Below are 22,023 nucleotides of genomic sequence, written 5' to 3' on the forward strand. Positions count from 1 at the left end.
CCCTGCGAGGCCCTTCATGACCCCGACTCCCGCACCGTTCTTCTCACGTGCCTTGCTGCAGCTGGCCGCCGCAGCCTTGGGGCTGTTGCTGGCCCTGCCCGCCGCCGCCCACCACGGCTGGGTCTGGGCCGAGGACGTGAATTCCGAACTCACCGGCACCATCGTCGCGGCCAGGCTCGGCAACCCGCACGGCGAGCTGACGCTGGCCGTGGATGGCGCCAACTGGATCGTCGAGGTCGGCCAGCCCTGGCGCAACGAGCGCGCCGGCTTGAAAGACGCGATGCTGGTCAAGGGCGTGAAGCTGACCGTCTCGGGCCACAAGCACAGCGACCCGAAAAAGAAGGTCTTCAAGGCCGAGCGCCTGGTGATCGACGGCAAGACCTACGACCTTTACCCCGACCGCAACTGATGCTGGAGCCCCTGGCCGCCGCACTGCAGGCCACTGGCCTGTCGGAGGTGCTGCGCGCTTCGGTCTGGCTCTACCCGCTGGTCAACACCGGTCATGTGGTCGGCATCGCGCTGCTGTTCGGCGCCATCGTGCCGCTGGATCTGCGGCTGATCGGAGCGTTCCGGTCTGTACCGCTGGAGCCGCTGGCGACCACCCTGGTGCCAGTGGCCATCACCGGGTTGCTGCTGGCGCTGGCCACCGGCGCGCTGCTCTTCGCCACGCGCCCGCTCGACTATGTGGTCGAGCCACTGTTCGGCATCAAACTGGCGCTGCTGGCCGCGGCGGTGCTCAACGCGCTGTGGCTGCGGCTCGATCCGCACTGGCGGCGGCTGGGCGCCGCGGTCGGCGTGCCGCCGCGCCCGGGCTGGCGCTGGCACGGTGTGCTGTCGGTCCTGCTCTGGCTGGGGGTGATCACCGCCGGGCGGTTGATCGGTTACCGGTAGGCGCCGGCCCATCGGCACGCGCGCGCAGCAAGGCCTGCTCACGCTCATTGCCGGCGGATGCCGCCGCTTGCAGGAACGCCGCCCTGGCCTCGTCGTGCCTTCCGAGTTTCTCCAGCAGGTCACCTTGCACCGCGGGCAGCCAGTGGTAGCGCGCCAGCGCCTTGTCCTGCAACAGGGTCTCGACGATGGCCAGGCCCGCGGCCGGCCCCTCGGCCATGCCCACCGCCACCGCGCGGTTGAGCTCCACCACCGGCGAGGGCGCGACGCGCATCAGCTCGGCGTAGAGCGCGGCGATCTGCGGCCAGTCGGTGTCAACGGCGCGCGGCGCACGCGCGTGGCAGGCCGCGATCTGCGCCTGCAGGCGGTAGCGGCCGACTGGCTGACCGAGCGCCTGCGCACGGTCGAGCGCGGTCAGGCCGCGGCGGATCAGCAGCCGGTCCCAGCGCCGGCGGTCCTGGTCGGCCAGCAGGATGGGCTGGCCGTCGCGGTCGGTGCGCGCCGCGGTGCGCGAGGCCTGGATCTCCATCAGCGCGAGCAGGCCCAGCACCTCGGCCTCCTGCGGCGCGAGTTCGGCCAGCATGCGCCCCAGGCGCAGGGCCTCGTCACACAGCGCGGGGCGCATCCAGTCGGCGCCGCTGGTGGCGGTGTAGCCCTCGTTGAAGACCAGGTAGACCACTTCGAGCACCGAGGCCAGGCGCTCGCCCAGCAGCTCGGGCGGCGGCAGCTCGAACGGAACGTTGGCATCGGCCAGCGTGCGCTTGGCGCGCACCAGGCGCTGCGCGAGCGTGGCCTCGGGCACCAGGTAGGCACGGGCGATTTCGGCGGTGGAGAGGCCGCCCAGCAGCTTGAGCGTGAGCGCCACGCGCGATTCGGGCGGCAGCACCGGGTGGCAGGCGGTGAAGATCAGCCGCAGCAGGTCGTCGCCCAGCACGGCGTCTTCGCGCCGGCGGTCGAGGCTGTCGCTGAAGTCGGGAACCACGTGGGCCTCCATCGCTTCGAGGTCGCTGGCGATGTCACCGTGCCGGGCGTCGGCCATCTGGCGGTGGCGCAGGTGGTCGAGCGCGCGGTTCAGGGCGGTGGTCATGAGCCAGGCGGCGGGCCTGTCGGGCAGACCATCGAGCGGCCAGCGCTCCAGGGCCGCGACCAGGGCGTCCTGCGCCAGTTCTTCGGCCACGCCCACGTCGCGCACGCGCCGCGCCACCGCCGCCACGATGCGGGCGGATTCGAGGCGCCAGACGGTGGCGATGGTGTCGTGGATCGCGGAATGCACGCGCCGTTTCTACACCCCTGCCGTCACATCTGCGCGGGCGCGGCCGCCTCGTCCATCCAGAACACCTCCCACTGGTGGCCGTCGAGGTCGGCGAAACCGTCCTGGAACATGAAGCCGTAGTCTTTGGGCTCCGGAATGCGGGTCGCCCCGGCGGCCACGGCCTTGCGCACCACCTCCTCCACCTCGGCGCGGCTGTCCACCGACAGGGCCAGGATGACCTCGGTGCTCTGGTGGGCGTCGCTGATCGGCTTCTGGACAAAGCCCTGGAAAAAGGGCTTGACCAGCAGCATGGCGTAGAAGTTCTCGCCGATTTCCAGGCAGGCGCCCTGCTCGTTGGTGAAGCGCGGGTTGAACGTGAGGCCCAGGGTCTTGAAGAAGGCCTGCGAGCGGGCCATGTCCTCAATGGGCAGGTTGACAAAGATCTGGCGGAACATGGGTTCTCCTTCAGGGTTGTGGGGCGATGCCGTCAATGGCTTTCATCTGGTCGAGCGCGGCGCTGGGCGGGAACTCGTCGAGCTCGATCAGCTGGCGCAGCTCGATCACGGCGGGCTTGCCTTTGCCGGCCGGGTTCGGGAAGCGGCGGCTCCACTCCATCGCCTCTTCGCGCGAGCGCACCTGGATCAGGGTGTAGCCGGCGATCAGCTCCTTGGCTTCGGCAAACGGGCCGTCGACGACTTTGCGGCCGCCGGCCTCGTCGTAGTGGATGCGCCAGCCGGTGCGGCTGGGGTGCAGGCCGCTGCCGTCGAGCAGCACGCCCGCGCGCGCCAACTCCTCGTGGTAGGCGGCCATCTCGGCCATGAGTTCCTCGGGCGCCTCGGGCATGAGCTCGGCCTCGAACTCGGGGCAGCTTTTGACAATGATCATGAATCGCATGAGAACGGTCCTCTGGTTTTCAGTTTCGAGAACACCGCGGAACTGGCTTTGCCAGGCCGCAGGTGTTGCCCCCTTGAGGGGGTCGTGCGCAGCACGGCGGGGGTGATCATGTTTTGCAGGCGGGGGGTTGCATGTCCGGTTCCATCATGCTGTTGTGGTTGCCCTCGGTGTCGCGGAACACCACGTACTGGCCCACGCCGGGAATGGCCATTGGCTCGCCGATCACCTCGCCGCCCGCGTCGCGCACCCGCTGCATAGCGGCGCGGATGTCGGGCACGCCGATCACCACCGAAGGATGCTGCATCGGCCAGTCGGCGTTGAAGGGAAACAGGCCGCCGTTGATCGAGCCCAGTGCGGCCTCGGGCGGCACAGGCGGGCGGGCGCCGGCCGGCGCGGTGTTGACCAGCATGTAGTCGCCCATCTCCGGACCGAGGAACTGGTGGGTCCAGCCGAAGGCGGCGGCGTAGAAGCGCGCGGCGCGCTCGCGGTCCTTGTAGGGCATTTCAAAGTGCACGACGGCGCACATGGGCACGGTGGTGGTGGTCATGGGACTCTCCTCAGGTGGGGGTTTCACAGATGGTCTTGAGCGCCTGCAGCGCCTTGGGCCAGGTCTGGTTCATCCAGTCCTCGTAGCTGCCGAACACGTCGCAGTCGACGCGCAGGCGCGTGCCGCCGGCCTCGTCGGTGAAGCTGTAGTTCTCGAAGCACGGCGCCCAGGCGCGCACCGCCTCGCTGGTGGTGTCTTCCACGCCGTTGCTGATCGTGCCGAGGTGGCGGATCGAGACGAACTCGGCCGGCCGGTGTTCGGCGATCTCCGCCACCATGCCGTCTCCGTTGGGGCCCAGAAAGCGGATGGGCGTTCCGGCCTCCCAGCTGCCGTCGTAGCGCGAGCCTTCACAGAAGGTCGCGGTCCAGCGCTCGTAGGTGGGCGTGTACAGCATGGTGCGCCAGACGCGTTCGCGCGGCGCGGCGATGTGGATGTCGAAATGCAGGGTGGGCATGGCAGGACTCCTTGGTGGCGACAACACCACGACGAAGCAGCCTGCGCGATTTCGACAGGCCCGATCTACGGGATTACCCGGATCAGGCGTGGCTTTCGTCGAAACAGGGCGCCAGCGCCCGCACCTCCACCGTGCACCACTGCGCGGCCGGACATTCGTGGGCCAGCGCGATGGCCTGCTCGCGATTCACGTTCTGCAGCAGGAAGAAGCCTCCGATCATTTCCTTGGCCTCGGCGAAGGGCCCGTCCAGGGTCTGGGCCTGCCCGCTGGCGTGGCTCACGCGCACCGCCGTGTCCAGACCCGCCAGCGACTCCACCGCCTTGAGCCGCCCCTCGGCCGCCAGCCGCTCGCCGAACGCGACCATGGCGGCGTAGGCGGCGCGGCCCTCGGCCTCGGTGCGGGTGGCGCGCTGGCCGACGGGTTCGTGGATCAGGAGCATGTAGGACATGGCGGGCCTTTCGGGTGTCGGAACGCTGGATCGCGCATGCTACACAGGAGCGGCTCGCGGCAAACCCCTACCCGCGCCATGCCAAAAGGGCCATGCTGCAATCGGGTATTGGCTGCAGACAGGAGAACGCCATGCCCAAGACCTTTGAAACATTCAAGAGCGTCGCCCTGGCCGAAGGCTTCGACGAGGTGCTGGAACGGGTGTGGGCACCGGACACGGTGCTGGAAGAACACACGCACCCCTTCGCGGTGAAGGCCCTGGTGGTGCAGGGCGAGATGTGGCTCACCGTGGGCGGCGAGACCCGGCACCTGGTGCCGGGCGAGTTGTTCGAACTGGAACACGGGGCGCCGCACTCGGAGCGCTACGGCGCCGAAGGCGCGACCTACTGGGTGGCGCGACTGAACTGAAGCCCCCGCGCTCCACCGCTGCGCGGGTCACTGCCCCCCGAGGGCTGATTCGCCTTGGGGCTGCCCGGCGGCGAACCGCCTGATCAGAGCTTCGAGAAGTCCGGCTTGCGGCGTTCCATGAACGCGCCAAAAGCCTCTTTCGCGGCCGGCTCGCCGAGCATGCGGCCGAAGCTCGCGCCCTCTTCGGCCATGGTGGCCATCACCAGCGCGGCGTTGCCCTTCTTCATCAGGCGCTTGGTCTCGACCAGCGAGGCCAGCGGCTTGGCGGCCAGCTTGCGCGCCACCGACTGCGCGTAGCCGGTGACCTCGCTCGGCGGCAGCACGCGGTTGACCAGGCCCACTTCCAGCGCGGCCTCGGCCATGAAGGGCTCGCCCAGCAGCAGCGCCTCGGCCGCGCGGTGGTAGCCCAGCATCTGCGGCACCAGCAGGCTGGACGCGGCCTCGGGGCACAGGCCCAGGTTCACGAAGGGCATGGAGAACGCGGCGTTGTCGCCTGCGTAGACCAGGTCGCAGTGGAACAGCAGCGTGGTGCCGATGCCGACGGCCGGGCCACACACCGCGGCCAGCAGCGGCTTGGGAAATTGGGCGATGCCGCGCAGGAAACGGAACACCGGCGAGTCTTCGGTCGCGGGCGGGTTGTTGAGGAAGTCGCCGATGTCGTTGCCGGCGCTGAAGGTGGTTTCGTTGCCCTGGAACACCACCACGCGCACGGCCGGGTCGGCGGCTGCGGCGGCGATCGCGTCGGCCAGCGCGCCGTACATGGCGGCGGTGATGGAGTTCTTCTTGTCGGGGCGGTTGAAGGTCAGCGTGGTGATGCCGGCTTCGGTGTGGACGAGGATGTCGGACATGGTGGGGTGCTCGCTCTGGGGTGGCAAAAAGTCGGCGCAAGGTAACACGAAAGCGCCGCGCGGCGTGGGGTGGCCTGCCCAATCGGCGACAACCCGGCACCACGCTTCTACACTCGGCCGCATCCCGCTGTCCGAGAGCACACCGATGCCCCACACGTCCCCGTTTCCCTGGCTGCGCGCCCTGCTGGCCGCGCTGTGGCTGCTGTCGGCCACTGCCGCGAACGCGCAGACCCCGGCACCGACCGCGCCTCCGCCCGCCGTGCAGAAACCCAAGGTCGCCCTGGTGCTCTCGGGCGGCGGCGCGCGTGGTCTGACGCACGTGGGCGTGCTCAAGGTGCTGGAAGAAATGAAGGTGCCGGTGGACATGATCGTCGGCACCTCGATGGGCGCGATCATCGGCGGCCTCTATGCGGCCGGCATGGGCGCCGACGAGCTGGAGGCCGAGCTGCTCAAGGTGGACTGGGGCGACGTGTTCGAGCGCCGCGTGCCGCGCCAGCTGCTCTCGCAGCGCCGCAAGGAAGAGGACTTCGAGCTCTCGCCGGTGCTGGAAATCGGCTTCCGCGACGGCGAGTTCCGCCTGCCCACTGGCGCGGTGTCGACGCGCTCGCTGGAGCTGCTGCTGCGCCGCTATACGCTGTCCACGCGCCTGCTGGCCACCTTCGACGGCCTGCCCACGCCGTTCCGCGCCGTGGCCACCGACATGGAGACCGGCAAGGCCGTGGTGCTGGACCACGGCGACCTGGCGGCGGCCATGCGCGCCAGCATGTCGGTGCCGGGTGTGTTCGCGCCGCTGGAGCTCAACGGCCAGATCCTCGGCGATGGTGGTCTGGTGAACAACCTGCCGGTGGACGTCGCGCGCCGCATGGGCGCCGACGTGGTCATCGCGGTCAACATCGGCACGCCGCTGGCCGGGCGCGAGACCCTGGGCAGCCTGCTGGGCATCACCACGCAGATGGTCAACATCCTGACCGAGCAGAACGTGCAAGCCAGCATCGCCACGCTCACGCCCGCCGACCTGCTGATCCAGCCCTCGCTGGGCAAGCTGACCTCGGCCGACTTCGAGAAGGCGCCCGAGCTGGTGAAGATCGGCCTGGACCACGCGCGCAGCGTGGCCGAGGCGCTCAGGCGCTTCTCAGCGGACCCGGCCGGCTACGCACAGTGGCAGGCCAGCCGCGGCATGAACGCGCAGGCCTACGCCGAACGCATGGGACAGATCAAGGCGGTGCGCTTCGAGGGCGTGCCCGAGAGCCGGGTCGAGCCGCTGGCGCTGGCGCTGGACACCGCACCCGGGCAGCGGGTCAACGTGCCCCAGATCGAGGCCGACCTGCAGAAGCTCTCGGCCACGGGCGACTACGACCGCGTCGACTACCGGCTGGAACGGGTGCGCGACAACACCGACGAGACGCTGGTGATCGGCCTGCGCGAGAACGACTGGGGCCCCAACTACCTGCGCCTGGGCCTGGACCTGCGCACCGACTTCGACGGGCGTGGCGACTTCAACCTGCTGATCGGCCACAACCGCCACTGGTTCAACGACAGCGGCGCCGAATGGCGCAACCGGCTGCAGATCGGCGCCTCGCTGGCCGCCTTCTCGGAACTCTACCAGCCGCTGGGCCGGGCCAACGACAGCTTCGTCGCGGGCTATGTCGACGCCAGCCTCAAGCGGCTGGAGGTCTACGGCGCCGACGGCCAGGCGCTGGGCACCGGCACGCGGCAGGGTCTGAAGCTGGGCGCCGACTACGGCTGGCCGATCGGCCTGCTGGGACGCTACGGCGACCTGCGCCTGGGCGTGCAGCTGGGTCTGCACAAGGCCACGCCCGAGCTGGTCTCGCGCGAGGTCGACGACAGCGAACTCATCGCCACACAGAAATGGCGCGACGTCGGTGTGCGCGCCGCGCTGATCTCGGACCAGCTGGACTACGCCAACTTCCCGTCGTCCGGTTACCGCTTCCAGAGCGAGCTGGCGGCGGGCCGGCGGCGCCTGGTCTCGGGGGGCGACGACGTCTCGTTCAACCGGCTGGAAATGAACGGCAGCACGGTGCACTCCTGGGGCGCACACACGCTGAACGTCGGCGCCCGCTTCGCCCGCGCCACGCGGGTGCCGGTGGGCGCCATCGACGAGTTTTCGCTGGGGGGCTTCCAGCAGCTCTCGGGCTACCGGGTCGGCCAGGTCGCGGGCAACTACCTGCTGTTCGGCCGCCTGACCTACTACCAGCGCCTGCCCTGGAACGTGGGCGTGGCGCGCGCGCTGTTTGCGGGCGGTTCGCTGGAGGGCGGCAACGCCTGGGCCAGCCGGCGCGACATCAGCATCCACGGCCTGCGCTGGGGCACCAGCCTGTTCATCGGCGCGGACACGGGCATGGGGCCGCTGTACCTGAGCGTGGTGAGCGCTCCCAAGGGGTACACGGGGCTGTACCTGTTCCTGGGCCGCCCCTGAACAGAACGCGCCCCACGCTCAGCCGCTACTCCTTGTAGTAGACCACCTGGTGGCTGGAGCACAGCAGGTGCCCGGCCTCGCTCCAGAGCAGCGCCGTCTGGTCGAAGAAGCCGTTGCGGAAGGCCTGCGCGCGGGCCTGGCCCAGCACCCAGCCGTGGCCGACCTCGGCCAGCTGCGCCGAACCAGCGTGAAAGTACACCGTCATCGACACCGTGCCGGCCGGCACATAGGTCGCACGGCGCAGCCAGATGCGCGGGAAAAACACATCGGCCAGCGCGGCCAGGCCGCACAGGTCCAACGCACGCGGCACGGCCTCGCGCATCCACAGGCGCGAGCGGCTGTCGCTGCCGGTGCCGTCCCAGGTGCGCGGGATGGCGCCCTCGATGGGTCGCATCTCGTAGCGCCGGATCCATTCCACCGGCGAGGGCACGGTATAGGGCTTGACCTCGTCGGGCCTGCGCACCGCGGGCATGGGCTCGTCGTCCACGCTCCAGGTCTCGCGCCGGGCCGCGGTGACCACCGTCGCGGTGGCCACGGTCTCGGCCTCGCCCGAAGCACCGGCCTGGGTGACCAACACCACCCAGTGCTGGGTGGAGCGGTTGGTGCGCACCGGCTGAGCTGAGACCTCGAACGCCCCGTCGGCCAGCGCCGCGCAGTAGTTCACCGTCAGCGACAGCGGCTCGCCCAGCAGGGACGGGTGCAACATCACGGCGTTGAGCATCGTCGCGGCCGTGATGCCACCGAACGGCCCCACCATGTTGGCGTAGGCGGGCGAGGTGGCGCCGGCATAGAGCCCGTTACCCGTGGAGGTCAGCGCAATCGCTTGATCAAATACGTGAGCGCTCATACAGACGTGTCTCTTTCAAGGGCACCGCGGAACCGGCTTTGCCGGGCCGCCAGTGCCGCCCCCCTCTGGGGGGTGACGCGAAGCGGCGCGGGGGGCGCGTGGTCACACGCGTTCAAATACTCCGGCGGCGCCCTGCCCCATGCCCACGCACATCGTCACCATGCCGTACTTCTTGTTGTGTCGCTTGAGCGCGTGCACCACGGTGGCGGAACGGATGGCACCGGTCGCGCCCAGCGGGTGGCCCAGCGCGATGGCGCCGCCCATGGGGTTGACCTTGGACGGGTCAAGGCCCAGGGTGTTCATCACGGCCAGCGACTGGGCAGCGAACGCCTCGTTGAGTTCGAACCAGTCGATGTCGTCCTGCTTCAGGCCGGCGTACTTCAGCGCAGCGGGGATCGCCTCGACCGGGCCGATGCCCATGATGTGCGGCGGCACGCCGCGGCTGGCGTAGCCGACGAAGCGCGCCAGCGGCGTGAGGTTGTAGCGCTTGAGCGCGGCCTCGCTCACCAGGATCAGCGCGCCCGCACCGTCGCTGGTCTGCGAGCTGTTGCCGGCGGTCACCGAGCCGCGCGCCGCGAACACGGTGCGCAGCTTGGCCAGGCCTTCGAGCGTGGTGTCGGGGCGCGCGCCCTCATCCAGGCTGATGACCCGCTCGCTGATCGACACCTCGGCCGATTCCAGGTCGACGCTGCGGTCCTGCACGGTCACCGGCGTGATCTCGTCCGTGAACTCGCCGTTCTTCATGGCGATCACGGCGCGCTGGTGCGACTGCACGGCAAACGCGTCTTGCGCGTCGCGGCTGACCTTCCACTGCTGCGCCACCTTTTCGGCCGTCAGGCCCATGCCGTAGGCGATGCCGTAGCTCTCGATGTCGTCGGTGTTGCGGAAGATGGTCGGCGAGAGGCTGGGGCTGTTGCCCATCATGGGCACCATGCTCATGCTCTCGGTGCCGGCGGCGATCATCACGTCGGCCTCGCCCACGCGGATGCTGTCGGCCGCCATGGCCACGGCCGACAGGCCGGAGGCGCAGAAGCGGTTGACCGTGATGCCGCCGACCGAATTCGGCAAGCCGGCCAGGATGGCGCCGATGCGCGCGACGTTCAGGCCCTGCTGGGCTTCGGGAATCGCGCAACCGGCGATCACGTCTTCCACGGCCTTGGGGTCCAGGCTCGGCACCTGGGCCATGGCCGAACGCAGCGCGTGGGCCAGCAGATCGTCCGGGCGCAGGTGCTTGAACGAACCCTTGTGCGAACGGCCGATGGGCGTGCGGGTGGCGGCGACGATGTAGGCGTCTTGAACTTGTTTCATGTCGCTTCCTCAGTTGCGGACGGGCTTGCCGGTGTTCAGCATGCCCAGAATGCGCTCTTGCGTTTTCGGGTGAACGATCAGCGAGCAGAAGGCCTGGCGCTCCAGCGTCATCAGGTACTCCTCGCTCACCAGCGTGCCCGGCTCCACGTTGCCACCGGTGACCACGTTCGCGATCAGCGAGGCAATGTGGAAGTCGTGCTGGCTGATGAAACCGCCGTCGCGCATGTTGACCAGGCTGCCCAGGATGGTGGCCTTGCCGTCGCGGCCGGCGACCGGGAACAGGCGCTTGTGCGGCGCGCGATAGCCGCCCGCGAACAGGGCCTTGGCTTCGTTGATGGCGACGAACAGCAGCTCGTCCTTGTGGGGCACGATCAGGTCGGAGTGCAGCACGTAGCCGAGCTTGCGCGACTCGATGGCGCTGGCGCCAACCTTGGCCATGGCCGCGGCAGTGAAGCCTTCGGTCAGGAAGGGCAGCAGGTCCTTGCCCGTCGAGGTCTCGGCGTTTTCGGCCGCGCGGCGCGCGATGTAGGTCAGGCCGCCGGCGCCGGGCACCAGGCCCACGCCCACTTCCACCAGACCAACATAGCTTTCCATGTGCAGCACGCGGCGCGCGCTGTGCACCGCCAGCTCGCAGCCACCACCCAGCGCCAGGCCGCGCACGGCGGAGACCACCGGCACGTTGGCGTAGCGCAGGCGCAGCATCATCTGCTGCATGAAGCCTTCGGCGTCTTCGATGGCCGCCACGCCCACGGCCATGAAGGCCGGCAGCATGGCCTGCAGGTCGGCGCCGGCGCTGAAGGGCTCGTCGCCCGACCAGATCACCAGGCCCTGGTACTCGGCTTCGGCCAGATCAATGGCGGCCATCAGGCCTTCGCAGACCTCGGGGCTGATGGCGTGCATCTTGGTCTTGATGCTGGCGATCAGCACCTCGCCATCCAGCGTCCAGACACGGATCGAATCGTTCTCTTCGATGGTGGTGCCGGCGGTCTCGAACTTCGGCCCGGCTTCGCCCAGCAGCAGTTCGGGGAAGTGCTGGCGCTGGTACACCGGCAGGCTGCGGCGTGCTTCGAACACGCCCTTGGACGGGTTCCACGAGCCCTGGGCGGTGTGCACGCCGCCGGCCTCGGCCACCGGGCCCTTGAACACCCAGTCGGGCAGCGGCGCCTTGCTCAGTGCCTTGCCGGCGTCGATGTCTTCCTGGACCATCTTCGCCATTTCCAGCCAGCCGGCTTCCTGCCACAGCTCGAAAGGGCCCTGCTTCATGCCGAAGCCCCAGCGCATGGCCTGGTCGACGTCGCGTGCGGTCTCGGCGATGGCAGCCAGGTGCACGGCGGCGTAGTGGAAGCCATTACGCAGGATGGCCCAGAGGAACTGGCCCTGCGGGCCTTCGGCGTTGCGCAAGAGCTTCAGGCGCTCGGCGGCCGGGCGCTTGAGCATGCGGCCATAGACCTCGTCCGCCTTCTCGCCCGCGGGCACGTACTCGCCGCTCTCCAGGTCGAAGCGTTGGATGTCGCGGCCGACCTTCTTGAAGAAACCGGCCTTGGCCTTCTGGCCCAGGTTCCCCATCTCGATCAGCTTGGCCAGCACGGGCGGCGTGCCGAAGCTGCCGTAGAACGGGTCGGTCTGCTCGTTCAGGTTGTCCTGCAGCGTCTTGATGACGTGGGCCATGGTGTCCAGACCCACCACGTCGGCGGTGCGGAAGGTGCCGCTGGACGCGCGGCCCAGGCGCTTGCCGGTCAGGTCGTCCACCACGTCGTAGGTCAGGCCGAAGTTCTCAACCTCCTTCATCGTCGCCAGCATGCCGGCGATGCCGATGCGGTTGGCCACGAAGTTGGGCGTGTCCTTGGCGCGCACCACGCCCTTGCCCAGACCGCTGGTGACGAAGGCTTCCAGGTCGTCGAGGATCTGCGCTTCAGTGGTCGGGGTGTTGATCAGCTCCACCAGCGTCATGTAGCGCGGCGGGTTGAAGAAGTGGATGCCACAGAAGCGCGGCTTGATCGCCTCGGGCAGGCCTTCGCTGAGCTTCGTGATCGACAGGCCCGAGGTGTTGGACGCGACGATGGCGTGTTCGGCGACGAAGGGGGCGATCTTCTTGTAGAGATCGAGCTTCCAGTCCATGCGCTCGGCGATCGCCTCGATGATGAGGTCGCAGCCGCGCAGCTGCTCCATGTGCTCCTCGTAGTTGGCCTGGCCGATCAGGTCGGCGTCCGCGGCCACGCCCAGCGGCGAGGGCTTGAGCTTCTTGAGGTTCTCGATGGCGCGCGTGACGATGCCGTTCTTGGCGCCCTCCTTGGCCGGCAGGTCGAACAGGACGACCGGCACTTTGACGTTGACCAGGTGCGCCGCAATCTGCGCGCCCATCACGCCCGCGCCGAGTACGGCGACTTTTTTCACTTGGAATCGTTTCATGTTGGGTCCTGTTGGGAAGACAGATCGTTTCACTCGACGCGGTGCCACACCTGGGTCCGGTAGAACGGCCCGATGTAGCCGCGCATCTCCAGCTTCTTGCCACCATCCACCGGCTTGAGGCGGGCGCGGTAGACCTTGCCGTTGTTCGGGTCGGTGATGTCACCGCCGTCGTACACGGCCTTGTCGTCGGCGTTCTGCTTGAGGTTGCGCAGGATGGTCATGCCCAGCACCGGCTTGTCCTTGCGCTCGTCGCTGCACTTCTCGCAGACGGCGTCGGGCTTGGTGTCGGGGTCGAGCAGCTTCTCGATGCGACCGGAGAAGACGCCATTGCTCTCGGTGATGCGCACCAGCGACTTCTCCTTCTTGGAGTCGTCGTCGATGGTTTTCCACAGACCGGCCGGCGTCGCCTGCGCGAAGGCGGACACGGCGGCGAGGCCCAGCAAGCTGGCAATGGCGGTCTTCTTCATGTCTGTCTCCGGTGTTGTTGAATGGCGTGAATCAGGCCAATGCAGCGTCGGTGTCCATCAGCACCTTGCTGCCCGCGCGCGCGGTGCGCATCAGCGTCGCGGTCTCCGGGAACAGCTTGGCGAAGTAGAAGCGAGCGGTCTGCAGCTTGGCGGTGTAGAACGGGTCGGTGCTGCCTTCGGCGATCTTCTGCAGCGACACCTGCGCCATGCGGGCCCAGAAGTAGCCGAACACCAGGTGACCGGCCACGCGCAGGTAGTCCACCGCGGCGGCGCCCACCTCGTCGGGGTTCTGCAGGCCCTTGAAGCCGATCTCCATGGTGAACTTGGTGATCTGCTCGCCCAGCACCGCCAGCGGGTTGATGAACTCGGCCATCTTCTCGTTGACGCCCTCTTCCTGCACCAGCGCGCCGACCAGCTTGCCGAACTTCTTGAGCGTGGCGCCGTTGTTGCCCAGCACCTTGCGGCCCAGCAGGTCCAGCGACTGGATGGTGTTGGTGCCTTCGTAAATCATGTTGATGCGGGCATCGCGCACGAACTGCTCCATGCCCCATTCCTTGATGTAGCCGTGGCCGCCGAAGACCTGCTGGCACATGGTGGCGGCCTGGTAGCCGTTGTCGGTCAGGAAGGCCTTCACGATGGGCGTGAGCAGCGACAGCATCTCGTCGCTGTCCTTGCGCACCTTCTCGTCCGGGTGGTTGTGCACCTTCTCCAGCAGCACCGAGCTGAACATGGCCAGCGCACGACCGCCTTCGGCATAGGCCTTGGCGGTCAGCAGCATCTTGCGCACGTCGGGGTGCACGATGATCGGGTCGGCCGGCTTGTCCTTGGCCTTGGCGCCGGACAGGCTGCGCATCTGGATGCGGTCCTTGGCGTAGGCCAGGGCGTTCTGGTAGGCCACCTCGGTCAGGCCCAGCGACTGGTTGCCCACGCCCAGACGGGCGGCGTTCATCATCACGAACATGGCCTGCATGCCCTTGTGCGGCTGACCGACCAGGGTGCCGATGGCGCCGTCGATCACGATCTGCGCCGTGGCGTTGCCATGGATGCCCATCTTGTGCTCCAGGCCGCCGCAGTAGATGCCATTGCGCGCGCCCAGTGAACCGTCCGCGTTCGCCAGGAACTTGGGCACCACGAACAGGCTGATGCCCTTGATGCCGGGGGGCGCGTAGGGCAGGCGGGCCAGCACCAGGTGCACGATGTTGGCGGCCATGTCGTGTTCACCGGCGCTGATGAAGATCTTGTTGCCGGTGATCTTGTAGGTGCCGTCGGCCTGCGGTTCGGCCTTGGTGCGCATCAGGCCCAGGTCGGTGCCGCAGTGCGGTTCGGTCAGGCACATGGTGCCGGTCCACTCGCCGCTGACCAGCTTGGGCAGGTACAGCGCCTTCTGCTCGGGCGTGCCGTGCTCGTGCAGCGCGGCGTAGGCGCCGTGGCTCAGGCCGGGGTACATGGTCCAGGCCTGGTTGGCCGAGTTCATCATTTCGTACAGGCACTGGTTGACCACCAGCGGCAGGCCCTGGCCGCCGTACTCGGGGTCGCACGACAGCGCCGACCATCCGCCGTCGGTGTAGGTCTTGTAGGCCTCCTTGAAGCCGGCGGGTGTCTTGACCTCGTGCGTGGTCTTGTCCAGCGTGCAACCTTCGGTGTCGCCGCTGATGTTGAGCGGAAAGATCACCTGCGAGGCGAACTTGCCGGCCTCTTCGAGCACGGCGTTGATGGTGTCGGCATCCATCTCGGCGTGCTGGGGCATGGACTGGAAGTCGGCGCTGACGTTCAGCACCTCGTGCATCACAAACTGCATGTCGCGCAGGGGCGGGTTGTAGACGGGCATGGGTGAACTCCTGTGGAGGGTTTGTGAAGAAAGGGAAGGTCAGGCGGCGCGCGGTTTGCGGGCCGCCTTGCGTGCAGGGGCGGGATCGGTGGCGCCGCCCGCGCTGTAGCGCTGCACGATGCCCTCGAAGGCCGTCACCGCGCGCTGCAGCGAGTCGGGCGCGCGCAGGAAGCGGGCCTCGTAATGCAGCGCGAGGATGAGTGAATGGATCTCGAAGCGCATCTGTTCGCCGTCGGTGTCGGCGCGCAGGTGGCCCTCTTCGATGGCGAGCTCGATGGCGCGCTTCATGGCCGCCAGCCAGGTGCTGACCGAGCTGGCCAGCGCGTCGCGCACCGGCCCGGGGCGGTCGTCGAACTCCACTGCGCCACTGATGTAGAGGCAGCCCGAGTCGATTTCCACCGAGGTGCGCTTCATCCAGTTGTCGAACAGCGCGCGCAGGCGTGGCAGGCCGCGCGGCACCGACATGGCCGGGTAGAAGACCTCTTCCTCGAAACGGTGGTGGTACTCGCGCACCACCGAAATCTGCAGCTCCTCGCGCGAACCGAAGTGCGCAAACACGCCCGACTTGCTCATCTGCATGACCTCGGCCAGCGCGCCAATGGACAGGCCTTCGAGGCCGATCTGCGTCGCCAGACCGAGCGCCGCATCGACGATGGCGGCCTTGGTCTGCTGGCCTTTTTGCAGCGACCGCGTGAGGGCGGCGTCGCTGCGCGGGCGTTTGGAGGAAGTGGTGGCGCTCATGCGGTGATAAAAAAAGAAGACCGCCCACAAATCGAACGGTCGTGCTATTTTTACCGCAAAAGAATGACCCCAGGCGCAACCTGCGGCGTGCAACGGGAATTTTGTCTAGGGGCTGCGCCCTAATGCGCGGCGCCCAGCGCCGGCATCTGCGGGTTTACCCGCACACCCGGACCCGGGAGGTCACAGGCGCCCGTCGGGCAGCAGCAAGCGCAGGCCGTGGTCAAGGTTCTCGCTGGGCGGGCGCTTGAAGCCGCTGCGGGCAAACCGCTGCAGCCGCCCCATGCAGAAGGCCGTGATGACCGAGGCATCGGCCTGGGCATCGACGGTGGGGGTGGTCGCCGACGAGAGCACGGCGATCTCGCGCAGGTTCTGGCGCAGCGCCGACTCGATCTTGTCGAAGAACAGGTTCATGCGCTGCTGCAGGCGCTCGTTCTCGTACACCAGGGCATCGCCCACCATGACGCGCGCCATGCCGGGGTTCTTCTCGCCAAACTGCAGCAGCAGCGTGACCAGCTTGCGCGAACGCAGCACCGGATCGGGCTCGCGCTCGCCCAGCTGGTTGACCAGACCGAACACGGACTGTTCGATGAACTCGATGAGGCCCTCGAACATCTGGGCCTTGCTGGCGAAATGGCGGTAGAGGGCGGCCTCGCTGACCTCCAGCCGGGCGGCCAGCGCGGCGGTCGTCACGCGTTCGGCGCCGGGTTGTTCCAGCATGGTCGCCAGCGCCTGCAGGATCTGCACCCGGCGCTCACCGGGCTTGGGCCGCTTGCGGCCACCGGACTCGGTGCTCTCGGCGCCTTCGCTGGCGGCTTCGGTAGAGGCGGCGGCCGTGGACGAGGAAGCGCTGGAGCTCATGGGTGGTCGGGTCCGTTGGTGTTCAGCAGTCGGGCTGGCCATGCGTCCGGCCCGTGGTGTGTCATCCCTCCGGTGATTCTCGCACAGGCCTCCCGCCGGCCCGGACCGCCTCGAACACCACGCGCACGCGCAATCCCCGCCCGTTTCCGCCGGTCAGCAGCTGCAGCTGGGTGTGGTGGGATCGGGCGATTTCGTCGGCAATGGCCAGCCCCAGCCCGTTGCCATCGGTCTGGGTGCCGGGCAGGCGGTAGAAGCGCTCCAGCACCCGCTGCCGCTCGTCCTCCGCAATGCCGGGACCATCGTCCTCCACCTCGATCCACGCTTGTGGCGGTTCGGCCGCGAGGTCCTGCCCGCAGCGCAACGTGATGCGCCCGCCCGGCGGGGTGTACTTGACCGCGTTGTCCACGATGTTGATCAGCAGCTCGCGCAACAGCCAGGTGTGGCCGCGGGTCTGGGCCGGCGCGGCTTCCAGCCCCAGGTCCATCTGCTTGTCGGCCGCGGCATCCAGATGGAGTGCCAGGATGTTCTCGCACAGCTCCTGCAGGTCGACCTGCTCCATCGGGTGGGTGCTGGCGCTCACGCTGTCGGCGCGCGAGAGCGCGAGCAACTGGTTGGCCAGCTGCGAGGTCCGTCGCGTCGCGTCGCGCAGACGGTGCACCTGCTCCACCCGAAGGCTGAGCGTTTCTGCGCCTCCCATCGAGCGCGCCGCCTGCGACCAGGCCTCGACCTGCGCCTGCAGGCCGGCGAGCGGCGTGCGCAGCTGGTGCGCGGCGTCGGCCACGAAGCGGCGCTGCGCCTGCGTCTGGTCGTTCACCAGCGAGAACAGGCGGTTGAGCGAGGACACCAGCGGCCGCACCTCGGCCGGGGCGCTCTCGGCATCGATGGGACTGAGGTCGCGGGGCGAGCGGCGTTCGACCGCTTCCTTGAGGTCGATCAGCGGGCGCAGGGCCCGCGCCACCGCCCAGGTCACCGCCACCGCGGCCACCACCATGAGCAGCAGGTTGGGCAGCAACACCCGCAGCAGCACCGTGTCCAGCCACTGCTGGCGCCCATCGGAACCGTCGGCCAGCATGATGATGAGCTCGCCCGCCGCGGTCGGACTGCGCTGCGCCACCACCCGGTAGGTGATGCCGCCGTCGACCACGCTGAGGAACTCGGCGTCTTCGGTGGAAGGCAACACGGTCGGCAGCCAGTGGTCCCCGAGCAGCAGACGGCCGTTGGCATCCATCACCCCGTAGCCGGCATAGCCCTCGCGCTCCTTGAGGAACACGTCCACAGGCGGCGCCAGCAGCAGGGCCAGCCCAGGGTCGGCGTCGATGTCGATCGGTCGGGGGGCGTCGCGGGGCAAGGTCACCACCACCGAGTCGGCCAGCATCGGCACCAGCCGCAGCAGTTGCTGGTCCTGCTGCAAGGCCGCGGTGCCTGCGCTCTGGTAGTGGAAATAGACACTCACCAGCCCGACCAGCCCCAATGGGAGAAACAGCAGCACCAGCAGGCGCCGCTGCAGCCCCCAGATCAGGCCTTCGGCCGACCGGTGTTCAGGGCTCGCGCGCATGGGCGGACGGCGGCAGCAGTTCGAGCCGGTAGCCGAAGCCGCGGATCGAGCGCAGCGCCACCCCGGCCGGCTCCAGCTTGGCGCGCAGGCGCGAGACGTAGACCTCGATGGCGTTGGGCGTGATTTCCTTGTCCCAGCCGGTCAGCGCCGCCAGCAGCTTGTCCTTGGCGGCCGGCTTCGGGGCCTGCAGCAGCAGGTACTCGAGCACGGTCCACTCGCGCGGCCCCAGCTCCATGGTCTGACCGGCCAGGTTGACGCGGCGCAGTGCGGTGTCCATCTCCAGCGGTCCCAGGCTGAGCACCGCGGTGGTCGCGGCCTGCGAGCGCCGCAGCAGCGCACGCAGGCGTGCCAGCAGCTCGGGCAGCTCGAAGGGCTTGAGCATGTAGTCGTCGGCGCCGAGGTCCAGCCCCTGCACCCGGTCGTGCAGCGCGTCGCGCGCGGTCAGGATCAGCACCGGCATGGCCCAGCCCCGCGCGCGCAGCCGCTGGGTCAGCTCCAGACCGTTGATGCCGGGCAGTCCGATGTCGACGATGGCCAGGTCGAAGCTGTCGTTCTCCACCGCCTGCTCGGCCCGCTCGGCGCTGCCGACCCAGTCCACCGTGTAGCCGGCGTTGCTCAGCCCCAGCTTGATGCCGCTGGCGACCATGACGTCGTCTTCGACCAAGAGAAGTCGCATGGATTCAGAGGAAAGGTTTCGCCGCCGGGCCGCCCCAAGGCGAAACGCGCCCCCTCGGGGGGCAGCGACCCGCGCAGCGGTGGAGCGTGGGGGCCATCAGTGGCTTTTGATCATCGTGCCGAACGGCTGGTCACCCAGAACCTCCAGCAGCAGCGCATGCGGCACGCGGCCGTCGATGATGTGCACCGCGTTCACGCCGCTCTTGGCCGCGTCCAGCGCGCCGGCGATCTTGGGGATCATGCCGCCGCTGATGGTGCCGTCCTCGCACAGCTCGTCGATGCGACGCGGGGTGAGTTCGGTCATCAGGTTGCCGGCCTTGTCCAGCACGCCGCGGATGTTGGTGAGCATCAGCAGCTTCTCGGCCTGCAGCACGGTGGCGAGCTTGGCAGCCACCACGTCGGCGTTGATGTTGTAGCTCTCGTTCTTCTCGCCGAAGCCGATCGGGCTGACCACGGGAATGAACTGGTCATCCTGCAGTGCCTTCACCACCGAGGGATCAATGGACACGATGTCGCCGACCTGGCCCACGTCGTGTTCGCGGCTCGGGTCCTGCTGGTCGGCCAGGCGCAGCTTCTGCGCGCGGATCATGGCGCCGTCGCGGCCCGTCAGACCCACGGCCTTGCCGCCAGCGGCGTTGATCAGGCCCACGATGTCCTGCTGCACCTCGCCGCCCAGCACCCACTCGACCACCTCCATGGTCTCGGCGTCGGTCACGCGCATGCCCTGGATGAACTCGCCCTTCTTGCCCAGGCGCTGCAGCAGGGTCTCGATCTGCGGACCGCCGCCGTGCACCACCACCGGGTTGATGCCGACCAGCTTGAGCAACACCACGTCTTCGGCAAAGTCCTGCTGCAGGGCCGGGTCGGTCATGGCGTTGCCGCCGTACTTGATGACCATGGTCTTGCCATGGTACTTGCGGATGTACGGCAGGGCCTGCGCGAGCAGCTCGGCCTTCTCGCGCGGCTGGATGTGGGACAGATCGACGGGGGTGTGGTTGGGGCTGGTCATGGCGGGTGGGTGGAGAGAACGGGAACCCCGAAATTCTAGGTCCCCACCCGCCCGATCCCCAAGGTCAGAAATGAATGCCGCGCATCATCTGCTGCATCGCGATGGCTTCCGGCGACAGCTGGGGCTTCGCCCCCTTCTCTCCCTTGGCGGCCGAGGAGTCGGGGAACATGCGGAAGCTGGTGTTCATCACGATCTGCGCGATGCGCGGCACGAAGGCGTGCAGCACCTGACCGGTCACCCCCAGGCGCGTGGCGATGCGCACCGGCTTGAAGATGCAGGCCTGCGCGATCATGTCGGCCGCCTCTTCGGGCGAGAGCGTGGGCACGTTCTTGTAGATCTGCGTCGGTGCGATCATGGGCGTGCGCACCAGCGGCATGTTGATGGTCGTGAACGAGATGCCCTGGTCGGCGAACTCGGACGATGCGCAGCGGGTCCACGCATCCAGCGCCGCCTTGCTGGCCACATAGGCCGAGAAGCGCGGCGCGTTGGTCAGCACGCCGATGGAGCTGATGTTCACGATGTGACCCTTGCGCTTGGCCACCATGCCCGGCAGCAGGCCCATGGTCACGCGCAGGCAACCGAAGTAATTGAGCTGCATCGTGCGCTCGAAATCGTGGAAGCGGTCGTAGCTGCTTTCGATGGCGCGGCGGATCGAACGGCCGGCGTTGTTGATCAGGAAATCCACGCCGCCGTGGTTCTGGATCAGCACCTGCACGAAGCGGTCGCAGTCGGCCATGTCGGCGATGTCGGCCGGGTAGGCGATGAACTGGTAACCCTTGGCCCTGGCTTCGGCGCAGGCCTCGTCGAGCTTGTCCTGGTCGCGGCCGCAGATGATGGTGACCGCACCCGCCTCGGCGAACTTGTGCGCCGCCGCCAGGCCGATGCCCGAGCTGCCGCCGGTGACCAGCACCACCTTGCCCGCCACGGTGCCGCGCAGGCTGCGGTCGATGTGCAGGTCCGGGTCGAGATGTCGCTCCCAGTAGTCCCACAGGCGCCAGGCGTAGTCCTTGAGATCGGGGCAGGCGATGCCGCTGCCCTTGAGCGCGGCCGTGGTCTCGCGGCAATCGAAGCGCGTGGGGTAGTTGACGAAGGTCATCATGTCCTCGGGCAGCCCGAGGTCCTGCATCACCGCGCGGTAGACGCGGCGCACCGGCGCCAACGCCATCAGACCTTTCTTCACGCTCTTGGGGATGAAACCCAGCAGCGCGGCGTTGACGAACAGATTCATCTTGGGCGCGTGCGCCGCCTTGCTCAGGATGTCGAGCACGTCACCGACGCGGTAGCCCATCGGGTCGACCAGGTGGAAGCAGCCACCGCTGCCGCGCTTCTGGTGGCTGATGTGGTCCAGCGCGTTGACCACGAAGTCCACCGGCACGATGTTGATGCGCCCGCCTTCGAGGCCCACGCTGGGCATCCAGGGCGGCAGGATCTGGCGCATGCGCTGGATCAGCTTGAAGAAGTAGTAGGGGCCGTCGATCTTGTCCATCTCGCCGGTGCGGCTGTCGCCCACCACGGCCGCCGGCCGGTACACCGTCCAGGGCACCTTGCATTCCTGGCGCACGATCTTCTCGCTCTCGTGCTTGGTCATGAAGTACGGGTGGTCCAGGCCCTCGGCCTCGTCGAACATGTCCTCGCGGAACACGCCTTCGTAGAGGCCCGCCGCGGCGATCGACGACACATGGTGGAAGTGCCCGGCACCGATCGCCTTGGCGAACTCGACGGTGTTGCGCGTGCCGTCCACATTGACGGCGATCTGGCTCTCGGCATCGGCCTCCAGGTCGTACACCGCGGCCAGGTGGTGGAAGTGGTCGATCTGGCCCCTGAGCGCCTTGATGTCCTCGGCGCTCACGCCCAGCTTTTTCGCCGTCAGGTCACCGAACACCGGGATGGCCCGGGTCGCGCCCACGCCCCAGAACTCGCGCAACCCTGCCACCTTGCCCTCACTTTCCTTGCGCAGCAGGAAGTGCACCACCGCGCCCTTGCGCTCCAGCAGTTTCTTGACGAGCCGTTTGCCGATGAAGCCGGTGGCGCCGGTGACGAAATAGTGCATCGAGGTACTCCTGGATTTGTGGGTATCGGGAACAACCGTTCATTGTTCACCACGAGCCGATGGCGCCGGTTCAGCACAAACCCGTGGCGCGCACCCAGTTT

At 68.2% G+C, this 22,023-nt stretch carries 22 protein-coding genes; 4 read left to right on the top strand and 18 right to left on the bottom strand.

Features of this window, described 5'->3' with window-relative positions; genetic code table 11:
- Positions 1–16 precede the first annotated feature (16 nt).
- Together DD542_RS07080 and DD542_RS07085 are read left to right on the top strand one after the other, a co-directional pair.
- Complete coding sequence (locus DD542_RS07080) at positions 17–409, top strand: DUF6152 family protein (protein WP_066153716.1); 393 nt, start codon at positions 17–19, stop codon at positions 407–409.
- Entirely contained in the window at positions 409–891 is a 483-nt protein-coding gene (locus tag DD542_RS07085; RefSeq protein ID WP_241559710.1) for a hypothetical protein, read from the top strand. The genes DD542_RS07080 and DD542_RS07085 overlap by 1 nt, the downstream gene beginning before the upstream one ends.
- Here the strand turns inward: DD542_RS07085 and DD542_RS07090 are convergent.
- The 6 genes from DD542_RS07090 to DD542_RS07115 all read right to left on the bottom strand — a co-directional run bounded on the left by DD542_RS07090 (position 860) and on the right by DD542_RS07115 (position 4,483).
- Positions 860–2,161, bottom strand: a complete 1,302-nt coding sequence (locus DD542_RS07090; RefSeq protein WP_127804711.1) for an RNA polymerase sigma factor — start codon at positions 2,159–2,161, stop codon at positions 860–862. The two genes, DD542_RS07085 and DD542_RS07090, sit on opposite strands and share 32 nt — an antisense overlap.
- Positions 2,162–2,184: 23 nt before the next feature.
- Positions 2,185–2,595 carry a VOC family protein gene (locus DD542_RS07095; protein WP_127804713.1) on the bottom strand — a complete coding sequence of 137 codons (411 nt, stop codon included), beginning with the start codon at positions 2,593–2,595 and terminating at the stop codon, positions 2,185–2,187.
- A gap of 10 nt (positions 2,596–2,605) precedes the next feature.
- Positions 2,606–3,034, bottom strand: a complete 429-nt coding sequence (locus DD542_RS07100; RefSeq protein WP_127804715.1) for a YciI family protein — start codon at positions 3,032–3,034, stop codon at positions 2,606–2,608.
- Positions 3,035–3,140: 106 nt separating this feature from the next.
- Complete coding sequence (locus DD542_RS07105; protein ID WP_206610778.1) at positions 3,141–3,581, bottom strand: VOC family protein; 441 nt, start codon at positions 3,579–3,581, stop codon at positions 3,141–3,143.
- A 10-nt stretch (positions 3,582–3,591) separates the two neighbouring features.
- Positions 3,592–4,035, bottom strand: coding sequence for an SRPBCC domain-containing protein (locus DD542_RS07110; protein WP_127804718.1), 444 nt, complete (start codon positions 4,033–4,035; stop codon positions 3,592–3,594).
- 82 nt (positions 4,036–4,117) lie between these two features.
- Complete coding sequence (locus DD542_RS07115; protein ID WP_127804720.1) at positions 4,118–4,483, bottom strand: YciI family protein; 366 nt, start codon at positions 4,481–4,483, stop codon at positions 4,118–4,120.
- A 131-nt stretch (positions 4,484–4,614) separates the two neighbouring features.
- On the opposite strand from DD542_RS07115, the gene DD542_RS07120 reads away from it, so the two are divergent.
- Complete coding sequence (locus tag DD542_RS07120) at positions 4,615–4,890, top strand: AraC family ligand binding domain-containing protein (protein ID WP_066153735.1); 276 nt, start codon at positions 4,615–4,617, stop codon at positions 4,888–4,890.
- A gap of 83 nt (positions 4,891–4,973) precedes the next feature.
- Here the strand turns inward: DD542_RS07120 and DD542_RS07125 are convergent, their stop codons facing one another.
- Positions 4,974–5,738, bottom strand: a complete 765-nt coding sequence (locus DD542_RS07125) for an enoyl-CoA hydratase (protein ID WP_079364381.1) — start codon at positions 5,736–5,738, stop codon at positions 4,974–4,976.
- Between the two features lie 145 nt (positions 5,739–5,883).
- On the opposite strand from DD542_RS07125, the gene DD542_RS07130 reads away from it, so the two are divergent.
- Positions 5,884–8,175, top strand: coding sequence for a patatin-like phospholipase family protein (locus DD542_RS07130; protein ID WP_241559713.1), 2,292 nt, complete (start codon positions 5,884–5,886; stop codon positions 8,173–8,175).
- Positions 8,176–8,200: 25 nt separating this feature from the next.
- Here DD542_RS07130 and DD542_RS07135 read toward each other — a convergent pair whose 3' ends face one another.
- The 11 genes from DD542_RS07135 to DD542_RS07185 all read right to left on the bottom strand — a co-directional run bounded on the left by DD542_RS07135 (position 8,201) and on the right by DD542_RS07185 (position 21,922).
- Entirely contained in the window at positions 8,201–9,022 is an 822-nt protein-coding gene (locus DD542_RS07135; protein WP_127804722.1) for a thioesterase family protein, read from the bottom strand.
- Positions 9,023–9,124: 102 nt separating this feature from the next.
- Positions 9,125–10,330 carry an acetyl-CoA C-acyltransferase gene (locus DD542_RS07140; protein WP_127804724.1) on the bottom strand — a complete coding sequence of 402 codons (1,206 nt, stop codon included), beginning with the start codon at positions 10,328–10,330 and terminating at the stop codon, positions 9,125–9,127.
- 9 nt (positions 10,331–10,339) lie between these two features.
- The gene (locus tag DD542_RS07145; RefSeq protein WP_127804726.1) at positions 10,340–12,739 is read right to left on the bottom strand and encodes a 3-hydroxyacyl-CoA dehydrogenase/enoyl-CoA hydratase family protein; all 2,400 of its coding nucleotides are present in this window, start codon (positions 12,737–12,739) and stop codon (positions 10,340–10,342) included.
- 29 nt (positions 12,740–12,768) lie between these two features.
- The gene (locus DD542_RS07150; RefSeq protein WP_127804728.1) at positions 12,769–13,206 is read right to left on the bottom strand and encodes a DUF2147 domain-containing protein; all 438 of its coding nucleotides are present in this window, start codon (positions 13,204–13,206) and stop codon (positions 12,769–12,771) included.
- Positions 13,207–13,237: 31 nt separating this feature from the next.
- Positions 13,238–15,034 carry an acyl-CoA dehydrogenase C-terminal domain-containing protein gene (locus DD542_RS07155; protein WP_127804730.1) on the bottom strand — a complete coding sequence of 599 codons (1,797 nt, stop codon included), beginning with the start codon at positions 15,032–15,034 and terminating at the stop codon, positions 13,238–13,240.
- Positions 15,035–15,073: 39 nt separating this feature from the next.
- Positions 15,074–15,775, bottom strand: coding sequence for a TetR/AcrR family transcriptional regulator (locus DD542_RS07160; protein ID WP_127804732.1), 702 nt, complete (start codon positions 15,773–15,775; stop codon positions 15,074–15,076).
- 180 nt (positions 15,776–15,955) lie between these two features.
- Positions 15,956–16,633, bottom strand: a complete 678-nt coding sequence (gene slmA, locus DD542_RS07165) for a nucleoid occlusion factor SlmA (RefSeq protein ID WP_127804734.1) — start codon at positions 16,631–16,633, stop codon at positions 15,956–15,958.
- Between the two features lie 61 nt (positions 16,634–16,694).
- Entirely contained in the window at positions 16,695–18,188 is a 1,494-nt protein-coding gene (locus DD542_RS07170; RefSeq protein WP_066153753.1) for an ATP-binding protein, read from the bottom strand.
- The gene (locus tag DD542_RS07175; protein WP_066153755.1) at positions 18,172–18,864 is read right to left on the bottom strand and encodes a response regulator transcription factor; all 693 of its coding nucleotides are present in this window, start codon (positions 18,862–18,864) and stop codon (positions 18,172–18,174) included. The genes DD542_RS07170 and DD542_RS07175 overlap by 17 nt, the downstream gene beginning before the upstream one ends.
- Before the next feature lie 96 nt (positions 18,865–18,960).
- Positions 18,961–19,872 carry an acetylglutamate kinase gene (argB, locus tag DD542_RS07180; protein ID WP_079364373.1) on the bottom strand — a complete coding sequence of 304 codons (912 nt, stop codon included), beginning with the start codon at positions 19,870–19,872 and terminating at the stop codon, positions 18,961–18,963.
- A gap of 64 nt (positions 19,873–19,936) precedes the next feature.
- Complete coding sequence (locus DD542_RS07185) at positions 19,937–21,922, bottom strand: SDR family oxidoreductase (protein WP_127804736.1); 1,986 nt, start codon at positions 21,920–21,922, stop codon at positions 19,937–19,939.
- Between the last annotated feature and the right edge of the window lie 101 nt (positions 21,923–22,023).

Source organism: Hydrogenophaga sp. NH-16, from assembly GCF_004006415.1.
Taxonomy (GTDB): domain Bacteria; phylum Pseudomonadota; class Gammaproteobacteria; order Burkholderiales; family Burkholderiaceae_C; genus Hydrogenophaga; species Hydrogenophaga pseudoflava.